The following is a 15,771-nucleotide window of genomic DNA, read 5'->3' as shown; positions in this document are numbered from 1 at the left end:
GCCGTGGCGCCGGCGGGGCCGCCGTGGTCGTGTTTCACTTCGTCTCCTTCCGGTGTGCGGCCGCCGTGTTCCGGCGGACGGTGTCCAGCAGGTCGTCGGCGGGGCAGCGGTCGCGGTCCGCGTAGCGCTCGGCGAAGCGGTCCACGGCGTCGCGCACCCCGGCGGACACCCGGGCCCGGGCCAGGGCGGCCTCGGCGGCGGTGAAACAGGCCCGTACGGCCTTGCCCAGTTCCGGAGCGGCGGGGCCGAGCCGGGCCGCGCGCAGCCACACGGCCGTGGCGGGCGGTTCCCCGGGCGGGGCGAGGGACTCGGTGGCCGCGAGCGCGGCGTCGGCGGCGAGGGGATCGTCCAGCAGGGCGGCGGCGACCGCGGTCGGTACGATCCAGCCGTCACCGGGCTGGGCGTCGATCATCCGCAGTTCCAGCCAGCCACGCGGTCGGACGGGCGGGAACAGCGTGCTGAGGTGGTAGTCCAGGTCCCCGGCGGTGGGAGGCCGCTCCCCGCGCGGATCACGCAGCCAGGCGCGGAAGCTCAGCCCCGGCGGCGCCGCCCAGTCGGTACCGGAGCGGCGCAGGCACATCAGCTCCGCGTCCAGCGCGTAGCGGGCCCAGGCCGTACGGGGGTCGCCGCCGCGTGGTGTGCGGGTGCGGCCCGGGTCGAGGCGTGCCCAGACCGCCTGCCTGGTCGAGCGCCAGCCCGAGGGGCGGCCCCGCCAGAACGGGGAGTTGGCGAAGGCCGCCACCAGCACCGGGCCGAGGCGGTGTGCCAGTTCCCAGCGGAGGCGGAAACCCGAGGTGTCCGCGGTGTCGTCACCGGAGTCCAGGGACACCTGGACCGACGCGGTCCCGCACATCATCACCCGGCCCCACGGGCCCGAACGGGCGAAGAAGGACTCCATCGCCCGGTACCGGGGATGGTCCAGCACCCGGCCGAGCGGGCGGATGTCGTCCACACCGCGGCCGACGAGCCGCAGTCCGGACGACTCCACGGCCTGCCGCAGGACCTCCAGATCGGCCGCCACGGCCGCCAGACACTCGTTCAGGGAGTCGGCCGGGGCGGAGCTGAGTTCGAGCTGCCCGCCCGGCTCGCGGGTCAGCGCGCTCCCGCCCGGCAGGCCGCCGGGCGGCTCCAGTGGGGCCACGGCGCCGGTGAGGCGCTCGGCCGACAGGGCGCTTCGTGGGTCGTCCCGGTCGTGTACCAGCCACTCCAGTTCCACGCCGACGCGGCGGGGAGGACCGGTTCTGAAGCATCTCTCCGCGATCCGCGCCTCGGCGGCGTCCTCGGTCAGCAGTCCGCTCCCGCCGCTCTCGTCCGGTTCTCCGTACGCCATGGGGCCCTGCCTCCTCGGATGCGGCCGGTACCGCGCGCAATCACCCTGCCGGTGTCGTCCGGGACGTCCGCCTTGCAAGGACGGGCGGACGGCTGTGGCGTGGCCGTCTGCTCGCTGTCCGCCCGTACCCGCGAGCGCGGTCCGGTAAGCCACGGCATTCGGTTGGACTGCGAACGCACAACGAATACGGACGGAGACCTCTCCGGAGGCGGCGCACAGGGTAAATTCCAGGCCATGCCACGAGGACGCCACCGCCACGCGCCGCCCCTGCACCGGATGCTCGCGCCGTCCGCCGTGGTGGCCGCCGCGCTCGTCAGCGCGGCGGTCTCCTGGCTGGTCGGCGACGTGGGCGATACGGAGGCGGTGACACTGCGCCTCCTGGCCGCCGCGGCCGCGGCGGCCGCCGTCACCGGGGCCGTGCTGCTGCGGCGGTGGGACCGCGAGGCCGGCCGACGGGTCGGCGAGGTCAGGGCGGCCAGGGCCACGGCCGAGTGGCGGGCCGAGGAACGCCAGGCCGAGCTGGAGACCGAGCTGGAGGAGTCCCTGGAGATCCGCCGGAAGGCGGAGGACACGCTCCGGAGCAAGCGCGCCGAGCTGGAGAGGCTGCGCACCGAGCATGCCGCGCTGCTGCGCCGGTACGCCACCGCCGAGACCGAGCGGGCCAGCGCCCTGGAAGGGCGGCGGCAGCTGGCCCTGGAGACCGCCGGGCCCGCGAAGGCGCTCACCACCGGGGCCGCCGACCACCGCAGGGCGTCCGGCGCGCCCACACCCCTCACCTACCTCCAGGCGGACGAGGCGCTCAGGCGGCTGCGGCTCAACGCCGCCCGGCAGCGGGAGCGCGCGGAGCGCGAGGCGGGGGAGATGCGGGACGGGGCCGCGGCCGTACCGGCTCCGGAGCCGGGCGCTCCTTCCCAGCAGGCCCAGCAGGCCCAGCAGGCCCGGCAGGCTGGGCAGGGCCGGCAGCCCCAGCGGGGCGAGCAGCCCCGGCAGGCCCCGCCGGAGCAGGCGGCGCGGCAGGCACCGCGGCCGCGGCAGAGCGGTACGGCGGGGGCGGGGGAGCCGCACGGGCAGAGGCAGAGCTCCGAAGGCCGCGGGAGCGGCACCCCCAGGCGCGGCGGATTCGACTTCTTCGGCACCCAGGGCACCCGGAAGCGGCGCAGGACGCCGGGGACGCAGAGCCCCGCGGCCGGACCGTCCTCCGACCAGGAGGACGACCCGGCCCGCCCGGGCGACCCCGGTGACGCCCCCGTTCCCGGCACAGCCCCCGAGGTCCCGGCCCGGACTCCCCCGCCCGCCGTCGCGGGCAAGGTCATCGACCTGGGCGAGCCCGGCGAGGACGAGAGCGAGGACGGGGGCTCCGCTCCCACGGCCGGAGACGGCGGCAAGGGGGCCGGTGGCAAGGGGGCCGGTGGCAGGGGAGCGGGCGGCACGCCGCGGACGGCGGGGCTGGTCAGGGGCCTGCGCCGCGCCCGGTCAGCCTGATCCGCCGGCCCCCTTGCCTCTCGCGCCTCTCGCGCGCCCGTCCGGCGCGCCTACGTGAGCCAGCGCTCCGGGCGCGCCCGGCGGCGCCCGGTGCGGGAGCGCCCCGCCTGGGCGGCCACCACCGCACGGGCCTCCTCCACCGCCCGCAGCCGGGCCGCCACCGTGCCGTTCGCGCCGTGGTCGACGTGGACGTCCGCCAGTTTGAAGGCCCGCTCCCAGGGGCCCTGGGTGAGACGGACGCTCTGCACCTTGGCGTGCGGGACCAGCGACAGCGTGCGGCACAGCAGCCCCTTGCGGGAGGCGAACACCGTCTGCGTCACCCCGTGGCGGTATCCCCGCCACCACAGCGGGACGACCCAGCGGGCCCGGCGCGGCACCGGGACCAGGGACGCCGCCGCCTCGGCCGGGTCGAGGCCGGGAAGCACCCGTGCCAGTACGCCCCGGGCCGTCTCGCGGGTGGCGACCGGCAGCAGCAGGCCGCCCTCGTTGCCCCCGGCGGCCACGTCCAGCTCCACCCGGACCCAGCCGCGCCGCCGCCACAGCCACGGCTCGACGATCCGGACGGCCTGGACACGGCCGGGCGGGACGGTGGCGTGGGCGCGGTCCAGCAGCCCGTGGTCCAGCCGTATCCCGTCCGGTGACTCGGCGACGACCCAGTCGAACTCGGTGAGGAAACGGCCCACACCGCTGCGCCACACACCGCTGAGCAGCGGCACCGCCACCGCCAGGGCGGGCCAGAGGCTGCCGCTCGCCCACCAGATCAGCAAGGGCACCGCCAGCGCCGCGGCCAGCGAGCCCCAGACGCTGCCGAGCAGCAGCAGTGAGACCACCAGCATCCGCGTGCCGACCCGCACCAGCTCCCGGGCGGGCGCCTCGCCCACCTCCGCGGCCGCCTCGGGCGCCATCCCCGCGGCCCGCGCCAGCAGCTCGGCGCGGAGCGCGACGGCGTCCCGCTCGCCCAGGAACGCCAGCTCGTCCTTCTTGTCCGTGCCGACCACGTCCAGCTTGAGCTTGGCCACGCCCACAACACGGGCCAGCAGGGGGCGCCCCACGTCGATCGCCTGGAGGCGGTCCAGACGGATGTGGGCCACGCGCCGGAACAGCAGGCCGGTGCGGATGCGCAGCTCCGTCTCGGTGACCGTGTAGCTCGTCATCCACCAGGACAGGAAGCCGTACGCGGCCGCCGCCGGCAGCAGCAGCGCGAGGACCGCCAGCAGCCGGCCGGCCGTCAGGGACTCCACGCCCTGCCGGGCCCGCTCCGGGTCCTGCGCGGCGAAGGCGAACAGCGCGGCCATCGGCGCCCACGCACGCCGCCACGGGGTGACCGGGTGCAGCCGCCTGCCCTCGGGGCGCTGGAGCAGTGCCATCACAACCCCCTCGCGGCCGGGCCCGTCACAGCCCCGCCGAACGGGCCTCGCCCAGCTCGGTGAGCCGTTCGCGCAGCCGCTCGGCCTCCTCGGGGGCGAGTCCGGGTATGTGTGCGTCGGTCGTCGCCGCGGCGGTGTGCAGTTGCACCCGGGCCAGCCCGAAGTGCCGCTCCAGCGGCCCCGAGGTGACCTCCACCAGCTGCATCCGGCCGTAGGGCACGACGGTCAGCCCGCGCCACACCACCCCGCGTTCGATCAGCAGGTCGTCGTCGCGCTCGGAGTACCGCCAGGAGGCCCAGTTGCGGGCGATCGCCCCCCATCCCCACAGCGCGACCGCCGCCGGCGCCGCGGCGAGCACGGCCCACCACGGACCGGCGGCCAGCCACAGGACCGGGCCCAGCACCGCGACGAGCGGCACGGACACGGCCGTCAGCAGCGTCCTGCGCATCCGCAGCAGCCCGCGCTCGACGCCGCGCCACCGCCCGGCGTCCTCGGGCCTCCCGGCCTCCCCGGCGTGTCCGGCCCGCCCGGCCTCCCCGCCGGACGATCCCCCTGTCAGCTGACTCATACGGCAAGGGTAGGCGGCGGTGGTGACAGTGCGTATCCGCCGCGGGGAGGAGAGGGGAGAGGGCGGCGCTCCTCCCGGCGGAGCTGCCAGACTGAGAGCCATGAGCGATCCCGGTAGCACCGCCGAGTCCGCCGTGCCCGCCGCGTCCGCCGAGCGCCCCGGGCCCGGGGGGAACACCGCGGCCGTGACCACCGTCGGCGTCGGCGGCGCGGCGGAGAGCACCGACATGGTGCTCAACATCGGCCCCCAGCACCCCTCCACCCACGGCGTACTGCGGCTGAGGCTCGTACTGGACGGGGAGCGGATCGGCTCGGCCGAGCCGGTGGTCGGCTACATGCACCGGGGCGCGGAGAAGCTGTTCGAGGCGCGCGACTACCGGCAGATCATCGTCCTGGCCAACCGCCACGACTGGCTGTCGGCCTTCTCCAGCGAACTCGGCGTCGTCATGGCCGTCGAGCGGATGCTGGGCATGGAGGTCCCCGAGCGCGCCGTGTGGGCGCGCACCCTGCTGGCGGAGCTGAACCGGGTCCTCAACCACCTGATGTTCCTCGGCTCCTATCCGCTGGAGCTGGGCGCCATCACGCCCATGTTCCACGCCTTCACCGAGCGCGAGGACCTCCAGCGCGTCATGGAGGAGGTCTCCGGCGGGCGCATCCACTACATGTTCAACCGGGTCGGCGGCCTGAAGGAGGACCTCCCGGCGGGCTGGCCCGGCCGCACCCGGCAGGCGGTGGCCGCCGTCCGCGCGAAGCTGGGCATCTACGACCGGCTCGTCCTGGGCAACGAGATCTTCCGCGGCCGCACCCGCGGCGTGGGCGTGCTCGCCCCCGAGGCCGTCCACGCGTACGGGGTGAGCGGCCCCATCGCCCGCGCCTCCGGCGTGGACTTCGACCTGCGCCGGGACGAGCCCTACCTGGCGTACGGGGAGCTGGCGGACGTGCTGCGGGTCGTCACCCGCCCCGAGGGGGACTGCCTGGCCCGCTTCGAGGTGCTGCTGGAGCAGACCCGCAACTCCCTCGACCTCGCCGACGCCTGCCTGGACCGCCTGGCCGAGCTGCCGCCCGGCCCGGTCAACCAGCGGCTGCCCAAGGTGCTCAAGGCCCCGGAGGGCGCCACCTACGCCTGGACGGAGAACCCGCTGGGCATCAACGGCTACTACCTGGTGTCCAAGGGGGAGAAGACCCCGTACCGGCTCAAGCTCCGCTCGGCCTCGTACAACAACGTCCAGGTGCTCTCCGAACTGCTGCCGGGCACGCTGGTGTCCGACATGGTGGCGATCCTGGGGTCGATGTTCTTCGTCGTCGGCGACATCGACAAGTGAGACGGCGGGTGGCGGGGGCGACAGGAGGAACGGCGGGGGGCGCGCGACGCTGGCGGGAGGCGGCCGGGGAGGCGCTCTACGGCCCGGAGGGCTTCTTCGTACGCCACGCCCCCGCCGCCCACTTCCGCACCTCCGTGCACGCCTCGCCGCTGTTCGCGGGCGCGGTGGCCGAGCTGCTGCGGCGCGTGGACGAGGTGCTGGGGCACCCCGCCGAACTGGCGCTGATCGACTACGGCGCCGGCCGCGGCGAACTGCTGACCGGCGTACTGGCGGCGCTGTCCGGGCAGCCCGGCTCACTGGCCGCCCGGGTACGCCCCCATGCCGTCGAACGCGCTCCCCGGCCGGAAGGACTCGACCCGGCCGTCGCCTGGTCCGCCGAACCACCGTGCGGCGCGGCCGGGCTGCTGTTCGCCAACGAGTGGCTGGACGACGTCCCCCTGGACATCGCCGAGACCGGCGGGGACGGCGTCCCCCGGTACGTCCTGGTCGAGGCCGACGGCACCGAGCACCCGGGCGAGCCGGTGAGCGGCGGGGACGCCCGGTGGCTGGACCGCTGGTGGCCGCTGCCGCCCGAGCCGGGGCTGCGCGCGGAGATCGGCGGTCCCCGCGACGCGGCCTGGGCACGGGCGGTGTCCTGCCTGGACCGCGGGCTGGCCGTCGCCGTCGACTACGCCCACACCCGCGCCGCCCGCCCCCCGCTGGGCACGCTCACCGGCTACCGGGAGGGCCGCGAGGTGCGGCCCGTCCCCGACGGCCGGTGCGACCTGACCGCCCATGTCGCCCTCGACGCGTGCGCGGCGGCGGCCGAGCGCGCCGGCGCCCCGGCGACCGGCCCGGGGCTGGCGCTCTCCCAGCGCGAGGCGCTGCGCGCCCTGGGCGTGAGCGGCGGGCGGCCGCCGCTCGCCCTGGCGTCGCAGGACCCGGCCGCGTACGTACGGCTGCTGGGGCGCGCCGGTGAGGCCGCCGAGCTGACCGACCCGGCGGGCCTGGGCGCCTTCACCTGGCTGCTCCAGCCCCGCGGGATCCCGCTGCCTCCACCCTGGGGAGTACACGGGGAGACGGGGGATCGGCCGTCCGGTTGACCCCCGCGTGTACCCGGCCTGCCTACGCTGGGTTATGTGCACCGGCTCTACGAGTTCCTACGCAGGCATCCCACCCTCGTCGACGGGGCGTGGGCCGCCGTCCTGCTGGTGATGTCGGCCGTGTGGCTCGTGGGGATCATGACGCATCCGCCGTCGGCCGAGTCGCTGGGGCAGGGGGACGTCCAGCAGGCCGCCTCCGTCCCGATCGTCCTGGTCCTGTGCACCGTGGTGACCTTGCGGCGCCGGGCGCCGGAGAAGATGCTGCTGCTGGCCGCCGGGGCGGGGCTGGCCGAGGTGGTGACGGGCGCGTTCCCGGTGCCGGCCAACTTCGCCCTGCTGGTGATCGTCTTCACCAACGCCTCCCGCAACGTCCGCTGGGCTTCCCGCCTCGCCCTCGCCGGCGCACTGACCGCGCCCACCGTCCACACCCTGCGCTGGCCCAACGAGGGCCAGGGCACCACCACCGTGGTGCTGGGCACGGTCTTCCTCACCGCCACCTTCCTGCTGGCCTGGGTGCTGGGCGACTCGCTGCGCACCCGGCGCGCCTACTACGCGCAGCTGGAGGAGCGGGCCGCCCGCCTGGAGCGCGAGCGCGAGGCGCAGGCCAAGGTCGCCGTCGCGGCCGAGCGGGCCCGGATAGCGCGCGAGCTGCACGACGTGGTCGCGCACAACGTCTCGGTGATGGTCGTCCAGGCCGACGGCGCCGCCTACGTCATGGACACCGCGCCCGAGCAGGCCCGGCAGGCGCTGGAGACCATCTCCGGCACCGGGCGCCAGGCGCTGTCGGAGATGCGCAGACTGCTGGGCGTGCTGCGCACCGGGGAGCACTCCGAGGGCGGCGAGTACGTGCCCCAGCCCGGTGTCGAACAGCTCGCAGACCTCGTCGAGCAGGTGCGCGGCGCGGGCCTGACCGTGGACTTCCGTATCGAGGGCACCCCCCGCCCGCTGCCCAGCAGCGTCGAACTGACCGCGTACCGCATCGTGCAGGAGGCGCTGACCAACACCCGCAAGCACGGCGGCCCCGACGTCGGCGCGACGGTGCGGCTGACCTACGGCGCCGACGACCTGACCCTGCTGGCCGAGGACGACGGCCGCGGCGCGCAGCGCGAGCTGTACGAGGTCGGCGGGCTGGACGGGCTCGGCCAGGGACTGATCGGCATGCGCGAGCGCGTCGGCATGGTCGGCGGCAGCCTGGACGCCGGGCCGCGGCCGGGGGGCGGCTTCCGGATCAGCGCGGTGCTGCCGCTGAAGAGCGCCGTGTGAACGGGCCCGCGCGGAGCGCTCCGTCCGCCACAGGACCGTCCGCCGCCGGAGCGTTCACCGCCGCACCGCCCGCTGCCGTCCGCCGCCCGCCCGCTGCCGTCCGCCGCCCGCCCGCCCCCGTTCCACCGCCCCACGAAACCGCCTCAGGGGAGACCATGACCGTCCGTGTGATGCTCGTCGACGACCAGGCGCTGCTGCGCACCGGCTTCCGCATGGTGCTGGACGCCCAGCCCGACATGGAGGTCGTCGCCGAGGCCGGGGACGGCGCCGAGGCGCTGGCCAGGCTCCGCGCCACGGCCGTGGACGTGGTGCTGATGGACGTGCGGATGCCCCGCCTCGACGGGGTCGAGGCCACCCGCCGCATCTGCGAGGGGGGCGAGGGAGGTCCCGGCAGCCCCCGGGTGCTGATCCTGACCACCTTCGACCTCGACGAGTACGCCTTCTCCGCCCTGCGGGCCGGGGCCGGGGGATTCCTGCTCAAGGACGTGCCGCCGGGCGAGCTGCTGGCCGCGATCCGCGCCGTCCACAGCGGCGACGCGGTGGTCGCGCCCTCCACCACCCGCCGCCTCCTCGACCGCTTCGCCTCCCTGCTGCCCGCCGCCTCCGACCGGTCCGTGCCCAAGGAGCTGGAGCGGCTGACGGACCGCGAGCACGAGGTGCTGCTGCTGGTCGCCCAGGGGCTGTCGAACGGCGAGATCGCCCGGCGCCTGGTGCTCTCGGAGGCCACCGTCAAGACGCACGTGGGCCGCATCCTCACCAAGCTGGAACTGCGCGACCGGGTGCAGGCGGTGGTGCTGGCGTACGAGACGGGGCTGGTGCGGGCGGGCGGCAGGGGCGCCTGAGCGGCCGGATCCTTTCGGATCAGCCCCGCTCCGGGACGCGGGCGAGGAAGCCGTACAGCGCGTCACGCACGTCCCGCGGCCCCCAGCGCAGCCCCGGGGCGCCCACCGTCACCTCGGCCACGGCCGTTCCGGGCGGGCCGGGCGTGCCCGGCGCCTCCCAGACGCGGAACAGCACCGTCCCCTCCTCCTCCGCCTGCCGCACCCCCGCCTCCGTCAGACCGTCGGCGCCGTAGGGCAGCCACACCTGGAACTGGTGGGTGTGCGGCTCGGCCGGATGGATCCGGAACCACGGCACCCCGGCCTCCGCCAGCTCCTCCCGCAGCGCCGCCGCGACCATCCCGGCCCGTGCGACGTATTCCGGCAGCCGGGGCAGCTCCCGCTCCAGTCCCACCAGGGCGGACAGCGCGGCGGGCCACTGCTGGAAGACCTGCCCGCCGTAGCGGTGCCGCCAGGCGCGCGTCTGCGCCACGAAGTCGGCGGGACCGGCCAGGGCGGCGCCCGAGAGGCCGCCCAGGGACTTGTAGAAGGAGACGTACACGCTGTCGGCCAGGGCGGCGATCTCCGGGAGCGTACGCCCGAAGTGCGCGGCGCACTCCCACAGCCGTGCGCCGTCGAAGTGCACCACCGCGTCCCGCTCCCGCGCGGCCTCCACCACCGCCACCAGCTCGTCCCAGGTGGGCAGCACGAAACCGGCTTCGCGCAGCGGGAGTTCGAGCATCAGCGTGCCGAAGGGCTCCTCCAGCTCCCGCACCTCCCCGGCGGTGGGCGGGTGCGGCTCGGCGGTGGGGTGCACGGTGCTCAGCCCGCTCAGCAGCCCCAGCGCGCCCCGCTCGTGCCGCTCGGGGTGCGCCATCGGGTGCAGGGCGACGACCGGGCTGCCGGTGCGTCCGGCCCAGCAGCGCAGGGCGACCTGCTGGGCCATGGTGCCGGTGGGGAAGAACGCGGCGGCCTCGGTCCCCAGCACGGCGGCGGTGCGCTCCTCCAGACGGGCGACGATCCCGTCGCCGTAGATGTCGGGGCTGCCGTCGAGGTCGCAGACCCCGGCGCCCTCCTCCACGAGCCGGGCCAGCCGGCCGGCGATCGTTCCGTCCACCGGGCCGTCGGAGAGCTTCCGCCGCGCCGCGGTCCACGCCGCGAGCCTGCGGGCCCGCTCGGCGTCGGAGTCCAGGGCGTCCTCGGCGGGCCCGGCTTCGAAACCCCCGTGCGCTTCCTCTGCTTCCCCGGTTCCCTCGTCGGCTGTCATGCCCCCGATGATCCCCCACCGCGCGGGTCGGGCGCCGCTCTTTTCCCCGCCGGACCCGCCGGACCCGCCGGTTCGGCGCGGGCTCAGCGCAGCACCGCCTCCAGGAAGTCGCTGCCCAGCCGCGCCACGACGGTGACGTCAAGGCGGTGCTGCACGTACCGCCCGTGCCGGCGCGTCGTCAGCAGGCCCGCGTTCCGCAGCACCTTCAGGTGCCGGGAGACCTCCGGAGCGGTGATCCCCAGCCCGCTCGCCAGCTCGCCCGTGGTGTACGGGGCGCGGGCCAGGCTGCGGCACAGCCGGACCCGCACCGGGTGGGCCAGGGCCTCCAGCCGGCGCTCCATCACCTCCACCGAGTCAGGGCTCGCGCGCAGCTCGCGCGAGGCGACCGGGTACTCGATCACCGGCCGCCAGCCGGGGGCGTGCAGCACCACCAGGTGCGGCCGGCCGAAGGCGGTGGGCACCAGGGTCACCCCCGGCCCGACCGCCGGATCCACCGCCGTCGTCCGGCTCTGCGCCAGCTTGTCGACGACCAGGCGCCGCCCGTCGCCGTCCTCCTCCACGGCGATCGCGGGGGACGCGGCGGCCAGCGCCTCGGGCAGCCCCTTGTGCCGCAGCAGGTCCGTCTTGTGCCGGGCGTCGGCGGCGAGCTGCCCGCGCACCCGCTGCCAGGCGTCGGCGAAGAACGCCCGGTCGCAGTCCTCCAGCAGCCGCCGTATCCAGGACCGCACGGAGGGCGGGTCCGCCAGCAGGTGCCGTACGAAGCCGAGCTGCCCCGGCCCGCGCGCGGCGGCCCGCTCCAGGGCCCGCCGCCGGGCCGCCTCGTCGACCAGCGGGGACGGTCCGCCCTCGCCGTAGTCGGCGGAGCAGTTGATCTCCAGCGCGGCCTGGACGTACCGCTCGTCGTCCATCGCGTCGACGTGGTCCAGCTCCTCGGCGAGCGTGGCGCCGGGCCGGGGGCGGCTGGGCAGCAGGATGTCGGAGCGGGTGGAGCGCCACAGGATGTCCGCCTCGGAGAGCCGCCCGGCGAGGTCCGGCTCCAGCCCGGCGAGCGTCGTGGTGGTCCAGCTGTGCAGCCCGGGGTGGTGCGAGGGCTCGGAGAGGGCGTGCAGGGCGGCGCTGAGCTCCGCCAGCGGGGAGGGGGAGAAGACGAAGTGCTCGTCGGGCAGGCCGGTGACGTCGATGACCACGCTCATGCGGCCATCCTTCCCTCCGGCGGCCGCTCCGGGCCGTCGATTGACGGCCGGGGTCAATCCGCGTGCCCGGCCGCCGCGGACGGGCGCAGCGTGGGGGCATGAGCCTCCAAGCCGAGTACGCACTCGCCCAGTACCGCGCCGCCGCGCAGGGGCAGGAGCCGCCGCCCCTGCCCGGCCTGACCGACCCGCGAGCCGCCCGGGAGTTCCGGGACGCGCTCCTGGACGCCCGGACCGGCCGCCGCCCCGCCGTACCGCTCCTCACACGCCTGCGCCGGGCGCTGCCGGCCCGGCGCAGGCGCGAGCCCTGCTGAACCCGCCGCCGGCCGGCGGGGCGCAGGGGCCGGGCCCGGTTCCCCGTCCCGGCCCGCGGGCGGGCGGAACGGGGAACCGGCGGGTCCGCGTAGCATGGCGGTAATCGTCCGGTACCGGGTCCTGCGGACTGGAACGGAAGGCCGAAACCACGTGAACCAACCCCCCTCCGGTGCCGCCGGGGACCGTCCCGCGCGCCTGACCGTCGGCGTCGTCGGCGCGGGCCGCGTCGGCCCCGCCCTGGCCGCGGCCCTCGCCCTGGCCGGGCACCGCCCGGTGGCCGCCTCCGGCGTCTCCGACGCCTCCCGCCGACGGGCCGATGCCCTGCTGCCGGGGGTGCCGCTGGTGGAGCCCGCCGAGGTACTGGCCCGCGCCGACCTCGTCCTGCTCACCGTCCCCGACGACGCCCTGCCCGGCCTGGCCGCGGGCCTGGCCGAGACCGGCGCCGTACGCCCCGGCCAGCTCCTGGCGCACGCCTCGGGCCGCTACGGCACCGCCGTCCTCGGCCCCGCCACCCGGGCCGGGGCCCTGCCGCTGGCGCTGCACCCGGTGATGACGTTCACCGGCACGCCCGTGGACGTACAGCGGCTGGCGGGCTGCTCCTTCGGCGTCACCGCGCCCGAGGAGCTGCGGCTGGCCGCCGAGGCGCTGGTCATCGAGATGGGCGGGGAGCCCGAGTGGGTCGCCGAGGAGGCCCGCCCGCTCTACCACGCGGCCCTGGCCCTCGGCGCCAACCACCTGGTCACACTGGTCGCCCAGGCCATGGAACTGCTGCGCACCGCCGGGGTCGGCGCACCCGACCGGATGCTCGGCCCGCTGCTCGGCGCGGCCCTGGACAACGCCCTGCGCTCCGGCGACGCCGCGCTGACCGGCCCGGTCGCCCGGGGCGACGCGGGCACGGTCGCCGCCCACGTCACCGAGCTGCGCCGCCATGCCCCGCATGCGGTGTCGGGCTACCTCGCGATGGCCCGCACCACCGCCGACCGGGCCCTGGCCGGCGGGCTGCTCAGGCCGGAACTGGCCGAGGACCTGCTGGAGGTCCTCTCCGACGGGGACACCCGGTGACCGGACCGACCGCCGACCACAGGAGCCCAGCCGTGCCCGAGCCCGCACCCACACCCGTGCCCGTCCTGCACACCGCCGCCGGGCTGCGCGCACTGCCGCGCCGGGGGCGGCGGGCGGTGGTGATGACGATGGGCGCCCTGCACGAGGGCCACGCGGCCCTGGTCCGCGCCGCCCGCGAGAAGGCCGGGCCCGAGGGGCAGGTGGTGGTCACCGTCTTCGTCAACCCGCTGCAGTTCGGCGCGGGCGAGGACCTGGACCGCTACCCGCGCACCCTGGACGCGGACGTCGTGGTGGCCGCGGGCGCCGGCGCCGACGCCGTCTTCGCGCCGCCGGTGGAGGAGGTCTACCCCGGCGGGGAACCGGAGGTGAGGATCGGCGCGGGCCCGATGGGCGAGCGACTGGAGGGCGCCAGCCGCCCCGGCCACTTCGACGGGATGCTCACCGTCGTCGCCAAACTGCTCCACCTCACCGCCCCCGACCTGGCGCTCTACGGGGAGAAGGACGCCCAGCAGCTCGCCCTGATCACCCGGATGGTCCGTGACCTGAACTTCCCCGTGGAGATCGAGGGCGTGCCCACCGTGCGCGAACCCGACGGACTGGCCCTCTCCAGCCGCAACCGCTACCTGTCGGCCGCCGAACGCACCACCGCCCTGGCCCTCTCGCGCGCCCTGTTCGCCGGACGCGACGCGGTGGCCGCGGGCGGGGCGGGCCCGCGCGAGGTACGCCGGGCCGCCGAGGCCGTACTGGCGCGGGCCCGGCGGGCACGGCCGCCGCTGGAGCCGGACTACCTGGCGCTGGTGGACCCGGCCCACTTCACGGAGATCCCGGCCGAGCCCGGCGTGTACGAGGGCGAGGCCGTGCTCGCGGTGGCGGCGCGGGTGGGCACCACACGACTGATCGACAACGTCCGGCTGCGCCTCGGACGCCCCGGAGGGGTTCGGTGAACGGGATGACAGGCCTGCGGCTGGACGCGCCGCGCTCCGGCTGGGCCATCGTGGCGGACGTGGTGGTGGTCGGCTCCGGGGTGGCCGGCCTGACCGCCGCCCTGCGCTGCGCGGCCTCCGGCCGGAGGACGGTGATCGTCACCAAGGCCCGGCTGGACGCCGGCTCCACACGCTGGGCGCAGGGCGGGATCGCCGCCGCGCTCGGCGAGGGCGACACCCCGGGCCAGCATCTGGACGACACCCTGGTCGCCGGCGCGGGCCTGTGCGACGAGGAGGCGGTGCGCACCCTGGTCACCGAGGGGCCGGACGCGGTACGGCGGCTGATCGGCGCCGGGGCGCGGTTCGACACCTCCGCCGGGACCGGCGAGATCGCCCTGACCCGCGAGGGCGGCCACCACCGCCGCCGCATCGCCCACGCGGGCGGCGACGCGACCGGCGCGGAGATATCCCGTGCCCTGGTGGCGGCCGTGCGCGAGGCCGGAATAGAGACGGTGGAGAACGCCCTCGTCCTGGACCTGCTCAAGGACGCCGGCGGGCACGCCGCGGGCGTCTCCCTCCATGTGATGGGCGAGGGGCGGCACGACGGGGTGGGCGCCGTCCACGCCCCGGCGGTGGTGCTGGCCACCGGCGGCATGGGCCAGGTGTTCTCCGCCACCACCAACCCGCCGGTCTCCACCGGCGACGGCGTCGCGCTGGCGCTGCGGGCCGGCGCGGAGGTCTCCGACCTGGAGTTCGTCCAGTTCCACCCGACCGTGCTCTACCTGGGCCCGGACAGCGAGGGCCAGCAGCCGCTGGTGTCGGAGGCCGTGCGCGGAGAGGGTGCGTACCTCGTCGACGCCGGCGGCGAGCGCTTCATGGCCGGGCAGCACGAACTGGCCGAGCTGGCCCCGCGCGACATCGTCGCCAAGGGCATCATGCGGCGGATGCGCGAGCAGGGCGCCGACCGCATGTACCTGGACGCCCGGCATTTCGGCGCACGGATGTGGAGCGAGCGCTTCCCCACCATCCTCGCCGCCTGCCGGGCCCATGGCATCGACCCGGTCACCGAGCCGGTCCCGGTCGCGCCCGCCGCGCACTACGCCTCCGGCGGGGTGCGCACCGACCTGTCGGGCCGCACCACCGTGCCCGGCCTGTACGCGTGCGGCGAGGTCGCCTGCACGGGTGTGCACGGCGCCAACCGGCTGGCCTCCAACTCCCTGCTGGAGGGGCTGGTCTTCGCCGAGCGGATCGCCGCCCACATCGCCCGCACCCCCGCGCGCGTCCCGGTGCCCGCCGAACCCGGCGGCCCGGGGGCCACGCGGACCGTCCCGCTGCCGCCGGCCGAGGCGCGGTACGCGATCCAGCGCACCATGACCGCCGGGGCCGGGGTGCTGCGCTCCGCGGACAGCCTGGCGCGGGCCGCGCGGGAGCTGGCGGCGCTGGCTCCGGGCCGGGCCGGAGCCGGGCCCGGCAAGCCGGCCGAGCCCGGGGTCGAGACCTGGGAGGCGGCCAACCTCCACCTCGTCGCCGGTGTCCTGGTCGCCGCCGCCCTGCGCCGTACCGAGACCCGCGGCTGCCACTGGCGCGAGGACCATCCCGAACGGGACGACGAGACCTGGCGCCGGCACCTGGTCGTCGCCCTGCGCCCCACGGCGGAGGGCTTTGACCTCGTCGTCCGTACGACCGGCTCGACGGCGTTTCCCCCGGTCATGGACGGGGGGACCCCGTGAGCGTCGCGCGCGCGGCCGCCGGGCCGCGGACGGCTGCGAAGGCCGTGCCGTTG

At 76.5% G+C, this 15,771-nt stretch carries 14 protein-coding genes; 9 read left to right on the top strand and 5 right to left on the bottom strand.

The annotated features are described in order from the left end of the window. Nucleotides 1-34: 34 nt before the first annotated feature. Entirely contained in the window at nucleotides 35-1,330 is a 1,296-nt protein-coding gene (egtA, locus tag IQ279_RS19550; protein WP_206350052.1) for an ergothioneine biosynthesis glutamate--cysteine ligase EgtA, read from the bottom strand. 234 nt (nucleotides 1,331-1,564) lie between these two features. Between egtA and IQ279_RS19545 the strand changes: the two genes are divergently transcribed. Beyond that, the gene (locus IQ279_RS19545) at nucleotides 1,565-2,812 is read left to right on the top strand and encodes a hypothetical protein (protein ID WP_206350050.1); all 1,248 of its coding nucleotides are present in this window, start codon (nucleotides 1,565-1,567) and stop codon (nucleotides 2,810-2,812) included. A gap of 50 nt (nucleotides 2,813-2,862) precedes the next feature. Here IQ279_RS19545 and IQ279_RS19540 read toward each other — a convergent pair whose 3' ends face one another. Further along, nucleotides 2,863-4,179, bottom strand: a complete 1,317-nt coding sequence (locus IQ279_RS19540; protein WP_206350048.1) for a PH domain-containing protein — start codon at nucleotides 4,177-4,179, stop codon at nucleotides 2,863-2,865. Nucleotides 4,180-4,204: 25 nt separating this feature from the next. After that, nucleotides 4,205-4,747 (bottom strand): PH domain-containing protein, encoded by a 543-nt coding sequence (locus IQ279_RS19535; RefSeq protein ID WP_206350046.1) that lies wholly within the window; start codon nucleotides 4,745-4,747, stop codon nucleotides 4,205-4,207. 226 nt (nucleotides 4,748-4,973) lie between these two features. Between IQ279_RS19535 and IQ279_RS19530 the strand changes: the two genes are divergently transcribed. The 4 genes from IQ279_RS19530 to IQ279_RS19515 all read left to right on the top strand — a co-directional run bounded on the left by IQ279_RS19530 (nucleotide 4,974) and on the right by IQ279_RS19515 (nucleotide 9,255). Beyond that, nucleotides 4,974-6,068 carry an NADH-quinone oxidoreductase subunit D gene (locus IQ279_RS19530; RefSeq protein ID WP_206350182.1) on the top strand — a complete coding sequence of 365 codons (1,095 nt, stop codon included), beginning with the start codon at nucleotides 4,974-4,976 and terminating at the stop codon, nucleotides 6,066-6,068. Nucleotides 6,069-6,076: 8 nt separating this feature from the next. Beyond that, nucleotides 6,077-7,150 carry an SAM-dependent methyltransferase gene (locus IQ279_RS19525; RefSeq protein WP_206350044.1) on the top strand — a complete coding sequence of 358 codons (1,074 nt, stop codon included), beginning with the start codon at nucleotides 6,077-6,079 and terminating at the stop codon, nucleotides 7,148-7,150. Between the two features lie 36 nt (nucleotides 7,151-7,186). Continuing rightward, on the top strand, nucleotides 7,187-8,413 hold the full coding sequence (locus tag IQ279_RS19520; protein WP_206350042.1) for a sensor histidine kinase: 1,227 nt from the start codon (nucleotides 7,187-7,189) through the stop codon (nucleotides 8,411-8,413). A 155-nt stretch (nucleotides 8,414-8,568) separates the two neighbouring features. Continuing rightward, the gene (locus IQ279_RS19515; RefSeq protein WP_206350041.1) at nucleotides 8,569-9,255 is read left to right on the top strand and encodes a response regulator; all 687 of its coding nucleotides are present in this window, start codon (nucleotides 8,569-8,571) and stop codon (nucleotides 9,253-9,255) included. Nucleotides 9,256-9,274: 19 nt separating this feature from the next. On the opposite strand, the gene IQ279_RS19510 is transcribed toward IQ279_RS19515, so the two are convergent. Together IQ279_RS19510 and IQ279_RS19505 are read right to left on the bottom strand one after the other, a co-directional pair. Then, nucleotides 9,275-10,498 (bottom strand): threonine aldolase family protein, encoded by a 1,224-nt coding sequence (locus tag IQ279_RS19510; RefSeq protein WP_206350040.1) that lies wholly within the window; start codon nucleotides 10,496-10,498, stop codon nucleotides 9,275-9,277. 83 nt (nucleotides 10,499-10,581) lie between these two features. Beyond that, nucleotides 10,582-11,691: a DUF5937 family protein gene (locus tag IQ279_RS19505; RefSeq protein ID WP_206350039.1), complete on the bottom strand. Its 1,110-nt coding sequence runs from the start codon at nucleotides 11,689-11,691 to the stop codon at nucleotides 10,582-10,584. Nucleotides 11,692-11,789: 98 nt separating this feature from the next. On the opposite strand from IQ279_RS19505, the gene IQ279_RS19500 reads away from it, so the two are divergent. From IQ279_RS19500 to IQ279_RS19485, 4 genes are all read left to right on the top strand, one after another. Next, on the top strand, nucleotides 11,790-12,002 hold the full coding sequence (locus tag IQ279_RS19500) for a hypothetical protein (RefSeq protein ID WP_206350038.1): 213 nt from the start codon (nucleotides 11,790-11,792) through the stop codon (nucleotides 12,000-12,002). Nucleotides 12,003-12,153: 151 nt separating this feature from the next. Then, nucleotides 12,154-13,065, top strand: coding sequence for a Rossmann-like and DUF2520 domain-containing protein (locus IQ279_RS19495; RefSeq protein WP_307792437.1), 912 nt, complete (start codon nucleotides 12,154-12,156; stop codon nucleotides 13,063-13,065). A gap of 32 nt (nucleotides 13,066-13,097) precedes the next feature. After that, complete coding sequence (gene panC, locus IQ279_RS19490) at nucleotides 13,098-14,009, top strand: pantoate--beta-alanine ligase (RefSeq protein WP_206350035.1); 912 nt, start codon at nucleotides 13,098-13,100, stop codon at nucleotides 14,007-14,009. Nucleotides 14,010-14,014: 5 nt separating this feature from the next. After that, nucleotides 14,015-15,718 (top strand): L-aspartate oxidase, encoded by a 1,704-nt coding sequence (locus IQ279_RS19485; protein ID WP_206350181.1) that lies wholly within the window; start codon nucleotides 14,015-14,017, stop codon nucleotides 15,716-15,718. Nucleotides 15,719-15,771: the final 53 nt, after the last annotated feature.

It is taken from the genome of Streptomyces verrucosisporus, from assembly GCF_017114865.1.
GTDB classification, from domain to species: Bacteria; Actinomycetota; Actinomycetes; order Streptomycetales; family Streptomycetaceae; genus Streptomyces; species Streptomyces fenghuangensis.
Note: the sequence above shows the minus strand (reverse complement) of the source record. Positions and strands in the feature narration are given on the sequence as shown.